15 protein-coding genes and 1 pseudogene are annotated in these 14,317 nt (G+C 72.2%); 7 read left to right on the top strand and 9 right to left on the bottom strand.

Going from position 1 to position 14,317, the window contains the following annotated elements; genetic code table 11:
• Positions 1-112 precede the first annotated feature (112 nt).
• Complete coding sequence (locus HHL19_RS00330) at positions 113-286, top strand: hypothetical protein (RefSeq protein ID WP_169084343.1); 174 nt, start codon at positions 113-115, stop codon at positions 284-286.
• The gene (locus HHL19_RS00325) at positions 283-1,650 is read left to right on the top strand and encodes an MFS transporter (protein WP_169084341.1); all 1,368 of its coding nucleotides are present in this window, start codon (positions 283-285) and stop codon (positions 1,648-1,650) included. The genes HHL19_RS00330 and HHL19_RS00325 overlap by 4 nt, the downstream gene beginning before the upstream one ends.
• On the opposite strand, the gene HHL19_RS00320 is transcribed toward HHL19_RS00325, so the two are convergent.
• Together HHL19_RS00320 and HHL19_RS00315 are read right to left on the bottom strand one after the other, a co-directional pair.
• Positions 1,583-2,365 (bottom strand): S16 family serine protease, encoded by a 783-nt coding sequence (locus tag HHL19_RS00320; RefSeq protein WP_169086148.1) that lies wholly within the window; start codon positions 2,363-2,365, stop codon positions 1,583-1,585. The two genes, HHL19_RS00325 and HHL19_RS00320, sit on opposite strands and share 68 nt — an antisense overlap.
• Positions 2,366-2,438: 73 nt before the next feature.
• Positions 2,439-3,662: an acetylhydrolase gene (locus HHL19_RS00315; RefSeq protein WP_169084339.1), complete on the bottom strand. Its 1,224-nt coding sequence runs from the start codon at positions 3,660-3,662 to the stop codon at positions 2,439-2,441.
• Positions 3,663-3,781: 119 nt separating this feature from the next.
• Between HHL19_RS00315 and HHL19_RS00310 the strand changes: the two genes are divergently transcribed.
• Positions 3,782-4,789, top strand: a complete 1,008-nt coding sequence (locus HHL19_RS00310; protein ID WP_169084337.1) for a helix-turn-helix domain-containing protein — start codon at positions 3,782-3,784, stop codon at positions 4,787-4,789.
• A 403-nt stretch (positions 4,790-5,192) separates the two neighbouring features.
• Here the strand turns inward: HHL19_RS00310 and HHL19_RS00305 are convergent, their stop codons facing one another.
• The 5 genes from HHL19_RS00305 to HHL19_RS00285 all read right to left on the bottom strand — a co-directional run bounded on the left by HHL19_RS00305 (position 5,193) and on the right by HHL19_RS00285 (position 10,356).
• Positions 5,193-5,834, bottom strand: coding sequence for a helix-turn-helix domain-containing protein (locus HHL19_RS00305; protein WP_169084335.1), 642 nt, complete (start codon positions 5,832-5,834; stop codon positions 5,193-5,195).
• 419 nt (positions 5,835-6,253) lie between these two features.
• Positions 6,254-8,050 (bottom strand): DEAD/DEAH box helicase, encoded by a 1,797-nt coding sequence (locus HHL19_RS00300; protein WP_169084333.1) that lies wholly within the window; start codon positions 8,048-8,050, stop codon positions 6,254-6,256.
• Between the two features lie 233 nt (positions 8,051-8,283).
• Positions 8,284-8,655, bottom strand: a complete 372-nt coding sequence (locus tag HHL19_RS00295) for a Fic family protein (RefSeq protein WP_169084331.1) — start codon at positions 8,653-8,655, stop codon at positions 8,284-8,286.
• Positions 8,652-8,849, bottom strand: a complete 198-nt coding sequence (locus HHL19_RS00290) for an Arc family DNA-binding protein (RefSeq protein WP_169084329.1) — start codon at positions 8,847-8,849, stop codon at positions 8,652-8,654. Before HHL19_RS00290 ends, HHL19_RS00295 begins: the two co-directional genes overlap by 4 nt.
• A gap of 31 nt (positions 8,850-8,880) precedes the next feature.
• Complete coding sequence (locus HHL19_RS00285; RefSeq protein WP_169084327.1) at positions 8,881-10,356, bottom strand: MFS transporter; 1,476 nt, start codon at positions 10,354-10,356, stop codon at positions 8,881-8,883.
• Between the two features lie 245 nt (positions 10,357-10,601).
• On the opposite strand from HHL19_RS00285, the gene HHL19_RS00280 reads away from it, so the two are divergent.
• Genes HHL19_RS00280 through HHL19_RS00270 form a run of 3 tightly spaced genes read left to right on the top strand, consistent with a single transcriptional unit; the run spans position 10,602 to position 12,210 of the window.
• Positions 10,602-10,838, top strand: a complete 237-nt coding sequence (locus HHL19_RS00280) for a hypothetical protein (protein ID WP_169084325.1) — start codon at positions 10,602-10,604, stop codon at positions 10,836-10,838.
• Complete coding sequence (locus HHL19_RS00275; RefSeq protein WP_169084323.1) at positions 10,807-11,331, top strand: DUF6879 family protein; 525 nt, start codon at positions 10,807-10,809, stop codon at positions 11,329-11,331. The genes HHL19_RS00280 and HHL19_RS00275 overlap by 32 nt, the downstream gene beginning before the upstream one ends.
• A 27-nt stretch (positions 11,332-11,358) precedes the next feature.
• The gene (locus HHL19_RS00270; protein WP_169084321.1) at positions 11,359-12,210 is read left to right on the top strand and encodes a helix-turn-helix transcriptional regulator; all 852 of its coding nucleotides are present in this window, start codon (positions 11,359-11,361) and stop codon (positions 12,208-12,210) included.
• 134 nt (positions 12,211-12,344) lie between these two features.
• On the opposite strand, the pseudogene HHL19_RS00265 reads toward HHL19_RS00270, so the two are convergent.
• Positions 12,345-12,548: pseudogene (locus tag HHL19_RS00265) on the bottom strand (GntR family transcriptional regulator); the annotation flags it as partial.
• 168 nt (positions 12,549-12,716) lie between these two features.
• Between HHL19_RS00265 and HHL19_RS00260 the strand changes: the two are divergent.
• Entirely contained in the window at positions 12,717-13,055 is a 339-nt protein-coding gene (locus HHL19_RS00260) for a hypothetical protein (protein WP_169084319.1), read from the top strand.
• Positions 13,056-13,642: 587 nt separating this feature from the next.
• Here HHL19_RS00260 and HHL19_RS00255 read toward each other — a convergent pair.
• Complete coding sequence (locus HHL19_RS00255) at positions 13,643-14,233, bottom strand: hypothetical protein (RefSeq protein WP_169084317.1); 591 nt, start codon at positions 14,231-14,233, stop codon at positions 13,643-13,645.
• Between the last annotated feature and the right edge of the window lie 84 nt (positions 14,234-14,317).

Raw genomic sequence — 14,317 nt, 5'->3', positions numbered from 1 at the left:
CCGCGCGGCGGCCCGGCCCGCACCACGCCGCCCCGTTCCGGCATCCGCACCGCCCCACCCCCGCCACCGCCGCCCGACCCACCGGCACCACCCACGGAAGGGACCCCGAGCCATGCACCCCGACATTCACCTCCTCCTGCACCGGACGAACGCCGGCGAAGCGCACCGGAAGGCCGCCGCGGCGCCCCGCCCCGAGCCGCTCCGGGAGCGACGCGGACGGCGGCTCGCCGTCCGGTGGGTCCGGCGGTCCGGGCCCACCGACCTCACCGTCACCCTCGCCGCATGAGCGCCGAACAGCGCGACAGGCGCCCCTTGTTCGCCGTCCTCTCCGCCAACGCCATCTCCATCAGCGGCAATTCGCTCACCCTCATCGGCGTCCCGTGGTTCACCCTGGAGACCACCGGAAGCGCCGGCAAGGCTGGTCTGGTCGCCTTCTGCGCCGCCGTGCCCGTGGTCGTCTCCGCCATCGCGGGCGGTCCGGTCATCGACCGGATAGGCCGCCGCCGGGTCTCCGTCGCCTCCGACCTGATCTGCGCCCTCGCGCTCGCCGCGATCCCCCTGCTCAGCCAGGCCGGTCTGCTGCGGTTCTGGATGCTGTGCGCGTTGATGGCCGTCACCGGCCTCTTCCACGCGCCCGGCGAGACCTCGCGCCATGTCCTCGTCCCCGAGCTCGCCCGGCGCGCGGGCACCCCGCTGTCCCGCGCCGCCAGCCTCTACGACGCCGTCTCGCGCGGCGCCCGGATGACCGGCGCCGCCGTCGGCGGCCTGCTGGTGGCGGTGATAGGCGCCGACACGGTGCTCTACGCGGACGCCGGCACGTTCCTGCTCTCCGCGCTGCTCGCCCTGGTGGGCCTGCGCGGCGTCCCCGCCGCCGAACCCCTGCGCAACGCACCGGCGTTGAACCTCGCCGTCTACCGCACCGACCTGCGCGAGGGCTACTCCTTCCTGCTGCGCACCCGGCTGCTGCTCGCCGTCGACCTCATGGTGATGGTCACCAACGGGCTCGCCCTGAGCTGGAGCGCGGTGCTGCTGCCGATCCACGCCCGCGAGGAGCTCGGCGGCTCCGCCGCGCAGGGCCTGCTGGTCGCCGTCTTCGGCGGCAGCGCCCTCATCGGCGCGCTGCTCCATGGCGCGGTGGGCCACCGCTTCCCGCGCCGGCCGGTCTTCACCGTCGGCTTCCTGATATCGGCCGCGCCGATCCTCACGGCCGCGTTCACCCACACCGTCGCCCCGATGGTGGTGGCGGCGGTGTTCGGCGGGCTCGGCGCCGGGGTGCTCAACCCCATCCTCACCACCGCCTTCTACGAGGTGGTGCCCGAGGAGCTGCGCAGCCGGGTGGGCGGCGCCAGCACGGCGGCCGTGCTGCTCGTCACCCCGCTCGGCGGCCTGGCCGCCGGCTTCCTGGTCGAGCGCGTGGGCATCACGGGGGCGCTGCTCACGGTCGGCGGGGCGTTCGTCCTGGCCACCCTGTCGCCGCTGTTCTTCCCCGTCTGGCGCGAGCTGGACGCCCCGGTCGAGCCGCCTGGCGGGGCCGGGGAGACCGCCGACGCCGGTAGGACCGCCCCGGGGGCGGGGACAGGCCCTAGCAGCGCGGGACCCGCGACTCCTGCTTCTGCCCCAGCGCCCGCAGCGAGTCCACCGCGCCGCTGAGGGTGTCGACGGGGACGAGCCGCATCCCGTCCGGCAGTTCGGCCTCCGCGTCGGAGCACTCGTCCCGGGGGACCAGGAAGACGGTGGCGCCGTCGCGGGAGGCGGCCTGGGTCTTGAGGGAGACGCCGCCGACCGCCCCGACCTTCCCGTCGGGCGCGATCGTGCCCGTACCGGCGACGACCTTGCCTCCGGTGAGCTCGCCGCCGTCCCCGTCGCCGTCGAGCTTGTCGACGATGCCGAGGGCGAAGAGCAGGCCTGCGCTGGGCCCGCCGACGTCGGCGAGGTGCAGTTCCACCTTCACCTTCGCCGGGTCCAGCTCCAGGTGGTTCAGGGCGGCGGCGGTGGCGGCGTCCTGGGACTCCTTCATCTGCCCGAGGTTCCGCTTCTCGATCTCCGCGTCGGACTTCCCCGGCGGGTAGACGGAGTCGTGCGGCAGCACCGCGCGGTCGGCGCGGAACCAGGCGTCGGCGACGTCCCCGAGGTCGACGTCCGTGCCGGGGCCGGTGGCGAGGATGGTCGTCATGCGCAGCTGACCGGTGGTGGGCCGGACCGGGGCGCCGGTGATCGTGATGATCTCCCGCCCCTGGTCCTTGCCGAGGACGTCGGCGGTGGTCCCGGGCTGGGCGATGGCGAACGGCAGCGGCGCCAGCCCCGCCACGGCGACCAGCGCGACGACGGGCACGGCGCACGCCGCGAGCACACGGGACCGGGGCATACGGGAGAGACGCGAGAGCACGCGTCCAATCTACTGGGCGGGCGCCGGTCCCCGGGCGCCCGCCGGTCCGGGTTCAGCGGCGGAGGCCGCGGAGGCCTCGGGGGCCGCCCAGCTCCCGGCCGAAGAAGCCGCGCAGCTCCCGGCGGACGGTCGCGAAGGACGCCGCCGCGTCGCCGGGGCCGACGAGCCCGTCCCGTACGGCGTCGGGGACGAGCCCGGCGGCGTGCAGCCGGGGGACGATCGCCGCGTGGTCGGTGAAGACCCAGTGGTTCGCGGCGCGCAGGGTACGGCGGCGGGCCCGCAGGCCCGCCCAGGAGCGTTCGATCCGCCCGGCGCCCTCGAAGCCGTCGGTGCGGAGCAGGAGCAGCGGACGGTCGCCCGGCCAGGGCTCCAGGTCGAGGTAGCCCTCCAGGTTGGCCACGGCCCGGACGCGGGGGTCGCGGGCGGCGAGCAGGGCGGCGGCGGTGCCGCCTGCGGAGTGCCCGTAGACCCCGGTCCGGCGCAGGTCCATGAAGGCGGTGGCGGCGTACGGCAGCCCGTCGAGCCGATCGGGCCGGTCGAGCCGGTCGAGGACGAGGCGGAGGTCGGCGACGCGGGTCTCGACCATGGTGCGGAAGGTCGCCGGGTCCGGCGGCCCGTGGAGCACGGTCTCCCGGACCGTGCCGTCGGGCAGCTCCACCTGGCTCGCCTCACCGGGGTGGTCGACGAGGACGACGACCGTCCCGTGGCTCGCCAGCCCCTCGGCGAGGCCGGTGCCGAGGGTGCGGGCGTCGCCGCCGCCGGGCGTGTACAGGACGACCGGGCGGCGGCCCGGCAGCGGGGGCGCGCCGGCGTGCGCGTGGGTGAGCGTCCCGGCCCAGTCGACCCCGGCGGCGGGCAGCCCCCGCACCAGCGGCGCGAGCGTCCCGAAGGTGCCGGCCTCGCCGGGCGTGAGCTGCGGGGCGCGCGGGTACCCGATGACGCTCCGGGCCGGGTACACGATCCCGACGACGACCTGCCGGGCCCCGAGCGCCGGGTCCCACGGGTCGGTGCGGGCCGGGTCGGTGAACGCGTGCCGGACGACCCCGACGGGGTGCGGCCCGGTCGGCGCCGGCAGCACGGGCACGAGCCCGGCCGAGGCCCGCGCCGCGGCCCGCGCCGCGGCCTGTGCCGAGGCCTGTGCCGGGAAGCCGGGGAAGCCGGTGAGGCCGACGGAGGCGGCAGCGCCGAGGACCGCGGCGCCGAGGAGGGTCCGGCGGGAGGGCGTGCGGGGCGAGTGGGTGCGAGCCGAGTGGGTGCGAGGCGGGTAAGTGCTCATGCCGGGCATGCTGGTTCCCGGCCCCGCCGCCCGGCGAGCCTTTCGGCCGAGCCCGAAAGGCTCGCGTTCGGCGGCGTCACCCGGGGCCGGCGGACAGGGGACGGCAGGCAGGGGGCGGCGTGGTGCGGGTTCACTTCTCGGTGGAGGACTGGGGGCGGTTGCGGTTCGCGCCGCGGCCCTCGCCCGTGCCCGAGCTGCACGCGGCGCTGCTGATGCTGGGCGCGCCGCACGAGGGGCTGCTCTTCGGGCGGTGGCGGGCCAGGACGGCGCGGGCCCTTCCGGCGGGCGCGGAGCCGCTCGCGGACCTGGTGCCGGCCGGTTCGGCGCCCGTCTTCCTGGACGTGCTGGGCGAGACCCGGCAGGAGGGGTTCGCGGCGATGCAGGCGACGGCGCCGGAGCTCGTACGGTCCGAACTGGAGCGGGTGTACGCGGGTCACGGCGGGCCGGCTCCGGCGTGGGTGCGGTCGCTGCACGCGGGCGGACCGGAGGGCTGGCGGACGCTCGCGGGCGCGCAGCGGGCGGCGTACGAGACGGTCCTGGCGCCGGTGTGGGGGCTCGTGCAGGACCTGCACCGGGCGGAGTTCGCCCGGCACGCGCTGGCGCTCGCGGAGGACGGGCCCGCGGCGGCGCTGACGGCCCTGGCACCGGGTTCGGTCGTGGAGGGCGGGGTGTGGACCTGGCCGGCCGGGTCCGGCGGCGGGGACGTACGGCTCGGGGGGCGGGGGCTCGTGCTGCTGCCGACCTTCCACTGGCGGGGCGGGCCGCTGGTACAGGACCGGCCTGACCAGCCGGACCGGCCGGTGGTCCTCGCGTATCCGGCGGGCCCGGGTCTGCCTCCCGTACCGGAGGCCCCCGGCGGCCCCGAGGAGCCGCTGGCGGGCGTCCTGGGCACGACGAGAGCGGCGCTGCTGCGCGCCCTGCCCACACCACGGACGACGACCGAACTGGCCAGGACGCTGGGCGTCTCGGCGGCCACCGTCTCGGGCCACACGACGGCCCTCCGCACGGCGGGCCTCCTGACCACGACCCGCACGGGCCGCTCGGTCCACCACACCCGCACGGCGATCACGGAACTACTGCTCCGCCATGACCCGTCCGGCACCTCAGACACACGCCCCCGACCATGATCCGCCGGAGACCGCCCCAGGGGGCCGTACGAGCGCCGGAGGGGCCTGTACACGTGCCCCCGCCGGGCGCGAGCCGAGAGCGGCACCCGTCCAGGGCCTGTACGCGCAAGTGGTGCGTGCGGCACCCGTCCAGGGCCCGTACGCGCACGCCGAGGCGCGGTGGCCGTACGGGTACCCGACCGCACGCACGTCGAGGGGTGGTGGCCGTACCGGTACCCGCCCGGACGCGCTCCGGGGGTACCCGGGTACCCGTGGTCGGGTACCGGGTACCCGTGGTCGGGTACCGGGTACCCGTGGTCGGGTACCGGGTACCCGTGGTCGGGTACCGGGTACCCGTGGTCGGGTACCGGGTACCCGTGGTCGGGTACCGGGTACCCCACATCTGGTGACGGCGGGGCGCGCGCTAGCGCAGCGCGTCCGCGACCTCCCTCGCCGCGTCGACGACGCGGGGGCCCACGCGCTCCGGTACGGCGTCCGCGAGCATGACGACGCCGACGCTGCCCTCTATGCCGGTGACGCCGACGAGCGGCGCCGCCGCGCCGCTGGCGCCGGCCTCCAGCTCGCCGTGGGTGAGGGTGAAGCCGGGTTCGATGAGGGTGCCCTGGCGGGCGGCGAGGATGGCGCGGCCCGCGGCACCCCGGTCCAGCGGGTGGCGGAAGCCGGCCCGGTAGGCCACGTGGTAGTCCGTCCAGGTGGGCTCGACGACGGCGACGGCGAGCGCCTCCGCCCCGTCGACGAGCGTCAGGTGCGCGGTCGCGCCGATGTCCTCGGCGAGCGAGCGCAGGGCGGGCAGGGCCGCCTCCCGCACCAGGGGGTGGACCTGGCGGCCGAGGCGCAGCACGCCGAGGCCGACGCGGGCCCGGCCGCCGAGGTCGCGGCGGACGAGGGCGTGCTGCTCCAGCGTGGCCAGCAGACGGTAGACGACGGTCCGGTTGACGCCGAGTTTGTTGGACAACTCGGTGACGGTCAGGCCGTGGTCGGTGTCGGCGAGCAGTTTGAGGACTCTGAGTCCCCGGTCGAGCGTCTGGGAGGTCTCCGCGGTCACGACGCCCTCTCCTTCGGAAAGTGAGTGGCGGCGGCTCCCACGGGGGTCGCGGCGCCGGTCCCGTCGGCGACGCACGTCAGAGGCCGCCGGCAGGAAGGGGTACACCGGCTGCGCTCCGCGGCGGCGCTGCCACGGGGCGATTGCTTTTGAGCCGGGACAGTAGCGACCCGCTCCGCTCAGCGGAAGACCTCGTCCAGAATCCGGGCGCGGGCGACCGGATACGGACGGTTCAGGACTTTCGTCGGCCCTCCTCGGGACTTTGGCTGACAAGAACGGCTATGTCGCGCTCGTAGCGTGGAGGGTGCCGGATGGCCGTCCGTGGGGGCCGGCCCCGGGGCCGTTCCGCCGCGCGCGGGACGGCGGAGAGGCCCGTACGACCGCCGTCGTACGGGCCTCTCCCATGACCTGGGGGCCCGGGCTCACCGCATCCGGGTGGCCCACTCCTGGACCTTCTTGATCCGCTCGCGGATCTGTCCGGCGGTGGCCTCGGCACTCGGCGGGCCGCCGCAGACGCGCCGCAGCTCGGTGTGGATCACGCCGTGCGGCTTGCCGCTCTGGTGGACGTACGCGCCGACCATGGTGTTGAGCTGCTTGCGCAGTTCGAGGAGCTCCTTGTGGGAAACGACGGGCCGCCGCTCGGCCGGAAGCTCCAGGAGGTCGGCCTCCTCGTCCGGTCGCTTGCGGCTGTGCGCGATCTGCCGGGCCTGCCGCTTCTGGAGGAGGAGCTGCACCTGGTCGGGTTCGAGGAGACCGGGGATGCCCAGGTAGTCCTGCTCCTCCTCGCTGCCGGGGTGGGCCTGCATGCCGAACTCGGCGGCGTTGTAGAGGACGCGGTCGAAGACGGCGTCGGACTCCAGCGCCTCGAAGGGCAGCATGTCCTGCTCGCCGGTGTCCTCGTCCTGCTGCTTCTCCGCCTCCGCCAGCTCCTTCTCGGACTCGGCGTACGGGTCCTCGTCCTCGCCCGCCTTCTTCGGCTTGTCGAGGACGTGGTCGCGCTCGACCTCCATCTCGGTGGCGAAGCCGAGGAGGCTGGGGATGGTGGGAAGGAACACGGAGGCGGTCTCGCCGCGCCTGCGGGATCGCACGAAACGGCCGACGGCCTGCGCGAAGAACAGCGGCGTGGAGATGGTGGTGGCGTACACGCCGACGGCGAGGCGGGGCACGTCGACGCCCTCGGACACCATGCGGACGGCGACCATCCAGCGGTCGGTGGACTCGCTGAACTCGTCGATGCGGTCGGAGGAGGACGCCTCGTCGGAGAGGACGAGGGTGGCCTTGGTGCCGGTGATCTCGCGGATCAGCTTGGCGTAGGCGCGGGCCGAGTCCTGGTCGGAGGCGATGACGAGGCCGCCCGCGTCCGGGATGGACTTCCGGACCTCGGTGAGGCGCTGGTCGGCGGCGCGCAGCACGTTCGGCATCCAGTCGCCGCGCGGGTCGAGCGCGGTGCGCCAGGCCTGCGAGATCGCGTCCTTGGTCATCGGCTCGCCGAGCCGGGCGGCGATCTCGTCGCCGGCCTTGGTCCGCCAGCGCATGTTGCCGCTGTAGGAGAGGAAGATGACCGGCCGGACGACGCCGTCGCCGAGCGCGTTCCCGTATCCGTAGGTGTAGTCGGCGGAGGAGCGGCGGATGCCGTCGTTCCCCTCCTCGTACGTCACGAAGGGGATCGGGTTGGTGTCGGAGCGGAAGGGGGTGCCGGTGAGGGCGAGCCGGCGGGTGGCCGGGTCGAACGCCTCCAGGCACGCCTCGCCCCAGGACTTCGAGTCACCGGCGTGGTGGATCTCGTCGAGGATGACGAGGGTCTTGCGCTGCTCGCAGCGGTTGCGGTGGAGCATGGGCCGCACGCCGACGCCGGCGTAGGTGAGGGCGACGCCGTCGTACTCCTTGCTGAGCGGACCGGCGCTGTACTCCGGGTCCAGCTTGATCCCTATCCGCGCCGCGGCGGCCGCCCACTGCTTCTTCAGGTGCTCGGTGGGGGCGACGACGGTGATCTGCTGCACGACGTGGTGGTGCAGCAGCCAGGACGCGAGGGTCAGGGCGAAGGTGGTCTTGCCGGCGCCGGGCGTGGCGACGGCGAGGAAGTCACGAGGCTGTTCCTGGATGTACTTCTCCATCGCGCCCTGCTGCCAGGCTCGCAGCTTGTTGGCGGTACCCCAGGGGGCACGGCCGGGGAAGGCGGGAGAGAGGTGATGAGAGGAGGTGGCGGTGGTGGTAGTCACGATCTCCGGTCACGGTTCGACGCTCGTCCAGACGCTCGTCCAGATATGACAACCGGGCCACCTTACCGGCGGGGCGGACGGAACCTCGATCGAACACGGAACGGCCGATGCTCTGACCTCGGTCCGTGCGGCGAGGGTCACATCCGGGGGGCGGGGCCGGGGGGCATGGCGCGGGCTGAGGGCATGACGGGGGTCGGGGGCATGACGGGGCCCGGCCCCGGTTCAACATCGGCTCAGCGCGCGAACCTCGGAAGCTGCGCGGCGATCTTGGGGACGTCGAGGGCCCCCTGGCAGACGTCGAGGACGAACGCCTCGGCCTCGTCCACGTCGAAGTCCGCGTCGAGCGGGTGCCCGTTCATGTGCAGGAAGACCCAGGTCGCGTACCAGGCGATGCGTTTGTTGCCGTCCACGAGGCCGTAATTGCGGGCCAGTGACTCCATGAGCGCGGCGGCCTTCTGCCACACGTCGGGATAGGCGTCCTGTCCGAACACGCTGGACTGCGGGCGCGCCAGGGCGGAATCGAGCAGACCGTAGTCCCGCACCTCGTCCGCGCCCAGCCTGGCCGCGAGGTTCAGCAGTTCGGGGAGGGTGAGGTAGTACGTCACGCGAGCCTCCGGTTCAGCTCCTCACTGGCCTTCAGCACGTGCTCGGCCGCCTCGTCGAAGAGGCGGGAGTGTTCGTTTATGGCCCGGATCACGGCGTCGTGGGCGAAGGATTGCATGCTGCGCCCCTCGGCCTCCGCCCGCTCGCGCAGGGCGTCCAGCTCTTCCTCGGTGAACCTGACATTCAGACCGGCCATACTTCACGGTACCGCGTGGTACCACATGGTGTCACCGGCCTTCCGGCGCCGCCCGCAGCCGCGTCGCCACCCACGCCCCCACCGCCGCGACCCCCGCCATCGGCAGGAAGACGACGGCGAAGGCACCGGGGTGGGAGGCCCCGGACGCGGCGGACGCGGCCGAGGCGACCGCGTGCCCGACCGCCCCGCCACCGAGCGCCGCGAAGGCCGCGCCACCAGCGGCGAGCAGCAGGACATTGGACAACCCGTCGGAGATCTGGAGCGCGGCGGAGTTCGCGCCCGCCTCCTCCGGCGGGGACAGCTTCATCAGCAGCACGCTCGTCGAGGCGATCACCACGCCCATGCCGAGGCAGCCGAAGCCCCACGCGACGGCGACCACCCACACCGGCACGCCCGGCAGCAGCACGCTCGGAGCGGCGGCGATGGCCAGGGCGACCAGCAGCATCCCGAGCACGACCAGCCGCTCCCGGTACGGCTCCGTCCACGGCCGCGACTGGATCCACGAGCCGAGCGCCCAGGTCAGACCGCCGAGGGCGAGCGAGAGCCCGGCGAGGGTCGGACTGAGCCCCCGCTGGGTGACGAGCATCAGCGGCACGAACGACTCGGCCGCGATGAAGGACCCGGCGGCCACACCCCGCAGCAGCACCACGGCCGGCAGCCCGCGCGCGGCCCGCACCGTGCCGCGCGGCAGCAGCCCCCGCACGGCCGGCACGAGCAGCGCCGCACCCAAGGCCGCCGGCCATAGCGACGGCCACCGCAGCTCCTGCCCCGCGTACTGGAGCAGCCCGGCGCCCGCCGATATCGCGAGCGCCAGCAGAATCCGGCGACGGTCCCAGGCCGCGACGGGCGCCGACGGATCGGCGGGCCCGGAGGCGGTCCGCCGGATCGCGGGAAGCGCGAGGGCGAGCGGCCCCACGACGAGCACCGGGATCCCGACAAAGACCCACCGCCACCCCAGCTGCTCGGTGATCGTCCCGGCGGCGAGCGGCCCGACCACCGACGGCACGACCCAGCTCGCCGCGAAGGCCGCCATGATCGCGGGCCGCAGGTGCTCGTCGTACGCCCGGCTGACCACCACGTACAACGCGACGATCACCAGCCCACCCCCCAGCCCCTGCACGGCCCGCCCGAGAATGAACACCCACATCACCCCGGCCGTCCCCGACAGCAACAACCCGGCCGCGAAGGCACTGATCCCGGCAGTCAGCGGCACCAGCGGCCCGTTCCGGTCGGACCACTGCCCGGCGACGACCATCCCGAAGAGGCTGGTCGTGAAGTACGCGGAGAACGCGAACGCGTACACGGCTACCCCGTCCAGCTCCCGCGCGGCCACGGGCATCGCCGTCCCGACGGCGGTCGCCTCGAAGGCGATGAGCAGCACGACGGACACGATCCCGACGCTGAGCGCCCGATGGGCGGAGTCGAGAACGGACCCGCGAGGGGCACGAGGAGAGTCGAGGGCAGGACCGACGGCGGTCTCGGCCTCGCCGGGTTCAAGGGCGCTCATCCCCCCAGAGTAAGAGGTGCAGCCCTATATGACCCCTGTCAGGAGACCGGTCCCCCCTCGGTCCTGGGACCTACACCCGGCGGCCGACGCCCGACGCCCGACCGTGAACGGCGTGCGGCGTACTCCGGGGCACGCCCGCCAACCCGAGCCTGACCGAAGGGGCTCTTAACGGTGCTCAGCCGAGCAGGCGACGCTCACGCAACCGAACGCAACCGAGTAGTCGGGGAGCAAGGTCATGGCTCTACTTGTTCTTCGGCAAGGACCTCAACAGCAACGGCGACAACTGCCCCAGCGTGTGGGTGGACGAGACGTCGGCGGATCTTGTCCTTCAGGGCTGGAAGGCCGACGAGGCGACGGAAGCGGAATGCCTCAAGAGGGGCTGCATCCCCGAGACCGAGGGCGTGTTCCGCATCCCGGCGAGCATGGTGGATCAGATCAGGAAGGCGTGTGATGAAGCCGAGCAGCGTGCCTCCGTTCAGTGAGCTGATCGCGGGGTGCCGGAGGTCGGCCGTCCACCTGGAGCTGCGCGACTCGTACGGCATCGCCTCGGAGGACGAGGACTTTGCCGAGTGGCGGGAGTTGGGAGAGATCAGCCCCGCGTCCGTCGAGCGTCGCCGCGACTGGCTCGACCTGGTGAAGGAGACCGTGGGCCGTGGCGTCGTCATACGCCGCGCCCGCGTCGTGTCCGTGCCGGTCAGTGAGTACATCCGGTACGAGCACGCGGGCACGCACCTGAACGTCGAGGCCGGGGAGTCGGTCCGCTGGCTCCCTCGTCCCGAGGCCGCCACACTCGCCCTGCCCGGGGCCGACTTCTGGCTGCTCGATGATCGCCTGATCCGCTTCGGCCACTTCGCCGGGGACGGAGCGTTCGTCGGCCACGAGCTGAACAACGACCCCGAGGTGGTCAAGCTCTGCGCCGACGCCTTCGAGTCGGTATGGACCCGCGCCACGCCCCACGAGAGGTTCACGGTCTGATCCGCTCCAGCGGTACGCCACCAGCTCATGCCCACTTACCAGTCATCCAGTGTCGAAGCCGCTCGCAAGAACGTCGCCGCACGTCTACGGGAGGTCCGCCGCGACTCCGGGCTGAAGGGGCATGAACTGGCGGCGTTCTGTGGGTGGAACAAGTCCAAGATCTCCCGGATCGAGAACGCGATCACGCCGCCGTCCGACGCGGACACCCGCGCCTGGTGTGCCGGCTGCGGTGCGGACGACCAGGCCCCGGACATCATCGCCGCATCTCGCACGGCTGACTCCATGTACCTGGAGTGGAAGCGGCTCCAGCGCACCGGCCTGCGACGGCTGCAAGAGTCTCGCGTCCCCCTTTACGAGCAGACCAAGCTTCACCGGGGCTACGCCTCGCACGTCATGCCGGGCCTGTTCCAGACACCGGCGTACGCGTCCGCCCTGCTAAAGGCGGTAGGGCGGTTTCACCGGACGCCGAAGGACACGGCCGAAGCGGTGGAAGCCCGGACAGCCCGAGCCGACGTGCTTCGGAAGCCGGGGCACCGCTTCACCTTCCTGCTGGAGGAAGCCGTCCTGCGGTACCAGCTCGGTGACACCGAGTGCATGGCCGGCCAGCTCGGACACCTGCTGTCGGTCATGTCGCTCCCCGCCGTCTCGGTCGGCATCATCCCGTTCGCGGCCCGAGACCGGGGCATGTGGACCCTGGAGACGTTCGACGTCTTCGACGGCCAGCGGGTACATGTGGAACTTCTGACGGCCCAGGTGACACTTACCACACCGGGCGAAGTCGCCATGTACGTACGGGCCTTCGAGGATCTCCGAGGCCTTGCGGTGTACGGCGCCGAGGCACGCGCGTGCGTGGCTGACGCCCTGGCCGCACTGGGCTGAGAACTCGCATGCAACCACGTAGAACTTCCTTGGGTCCGGTGCCACCGCATCCCTAGCGTTGCCGCAGTACCGGCGACGCGAAGGCGCGAGCATGACCTCACTGCCCCGTCCGAATCCTTGGCCACGAACGAACCTTGCTCAAGCACGGTGTAGAGCCGCCCCTCTTCCCGAAGCGCGGCCACAGCCTTCTGAACCGTGGAGGGCGCCACGTCCAGTTCTCCCGCGAGGTCGACCACGGCGGGGAACCGACTGCCCGGCTCATACTTCTCGGCGTCCAGACGTCTGCGCAGTTCGGAGGCCACCTGAGGCCATACGGGCTTGCTGCGGTCGAGATTCATAACCATCAGCGTCCGCGTATCTGCGCAATCACGCGACCGCGTATGCACGTATACGCGTGTGCTCTGCATGAGCTAGTGCTCAGCAGCAAGACCCACACCACAGCAGAAGACCCCGGCGAGGTGTCCAGACCTCCCGGGGCATGGCCGTTCACCCAAGGAGTGACCGACGTGCGAAGCGTACTTGCCCTCTTCTTCGCGTGGCTCATGCCCTCCACCGGAAGGCGTCGCGCCTGCGAGACCCAACCAACTCAGCCTGCACCGACACAGCACACCCCCGCGGTCTTCCCGATGCGCCGACTCCTGATCACGCGTAAGCCGATCGGTGTCGGCCTCGGCTCTCCCCGTTCCCTGCGAGAGCCGGACTACCTGTGCGGCGAAGACGTGAAACTGATCCGCCCGTACTACGCCCGGCACATCCAGGAACAGGAACGGCTTCTCCAGCGGGACCGCCGTACAGCCCTGCTCCTCGCCGCCGTCGGCATCGACTTCCAGGGGGTACCGGCATGAGCCAAACCGCGCGACACCACACCGCCCCCGTGCGCATGTGCGCGGACTGTGAGCGGATCACCGATCGGCCGATGCTGATCCGATCCGTCGAGCAGGGGTCGGGACCGGGCTGGAGCCTCTACGCCTACCCTGGCTGCGCTCCGCGCCACCTGACCCCCGACGAGGCACGCTGCCTGTGGATCGAGCACGTCGAGGGGTGCGCCCCCTGCACGACCGGGGAGTGTCCGGTCGGCTCGGCGCGGACGGTTCGTTCCGGAACCCGAGACCCCATGACGGCACCGCCACAACGGAAGAAACAAACCAGGCGCACCGGCTGCGCCGAGGGGCTGCCCAACCTCGTCGAGTGGCTGGACAGCATCTCCACCACCTGCGGGGCGTGTGCCGGGCACCGAACGGTCTGGTGCCCCGACTGCGCCGGGTTCATGGGCTGCGAGACGTGCAGTCACACATACAAGGTCGCATGCCCCCAGTGCGCCGGCGGCAAGCGCGAAGGCTGGCGCCCCTGGTGACGCGTCCGGCCTGACACAACGGCGGGGGTGGACATGTCCCACGCCACCCCCGCCGCCGTTCATTACGACACTCGTCGGCTACTTCTCGAAGGCCAAAGACCCTGGCGGCACCTCGGAATTCTTGGCGAGCGCTGGTTTCACCACCGGATCAACCTTCAACGGCTCGTTCTCGCATCCCAGAGCTTCCGTCACACGGCGCGACATCAGATAGACGAAGGACAGGTGTTGCCGCATCGCCTCGTCGGTTCCCTTCCGTTCCGAGTGTGACGTATTCGATGCGCGAGCGCGGAGCAATGCATGCCTGGAAGGGCGACGCAGATCGCCGGGCAGAACGCACTTGAAATACAGCATTGAGTAGTTTCCGGCACTCTCGCCCGAAGTGCCGTTGATGTCGAACCGCTTGACCGTCTCGGGTCGCTGATCTGCCCTTGCCTCCCCGCTGCCGGAAGGCGCCCAGGAGAAACTCGTTCGCACCCCTCCTTCCTCCCGACTCGAGGATGAAGCAAAGAAGCATACATAGACAGACGACGTATCCTTCTCACCACTCCACTTCCGTAGAGCAGTCTTCAGGGTTTCCTCTACATCCGATGTCGAGTTGAGAACGCTCGACTTGTACGTTCCAGCTTCGAGGAGCTCCTCCAGCAACTGCTGCTCAGTGGACGCATCCACGAGGGCGCAAGGATTTTCACTCCGAGCCTCACGCTCCCCTTTCGCGCACGATGCAACTGACATCACGGCACAGGCAGTCAGGAT

The organism is Streptomyces sp. R302, assembly GCF_012927245.1.
In the GTDB taxonomy this organism is placed as follows: domain Bacteria; phylum Actinomycetota; class Actinomycetes; order Streptomycetales; family Streptomycetaceae; genus Streptomyces.
This window is presented reverse-complemented; position numbering and strand designations above follow the sequence as displayed.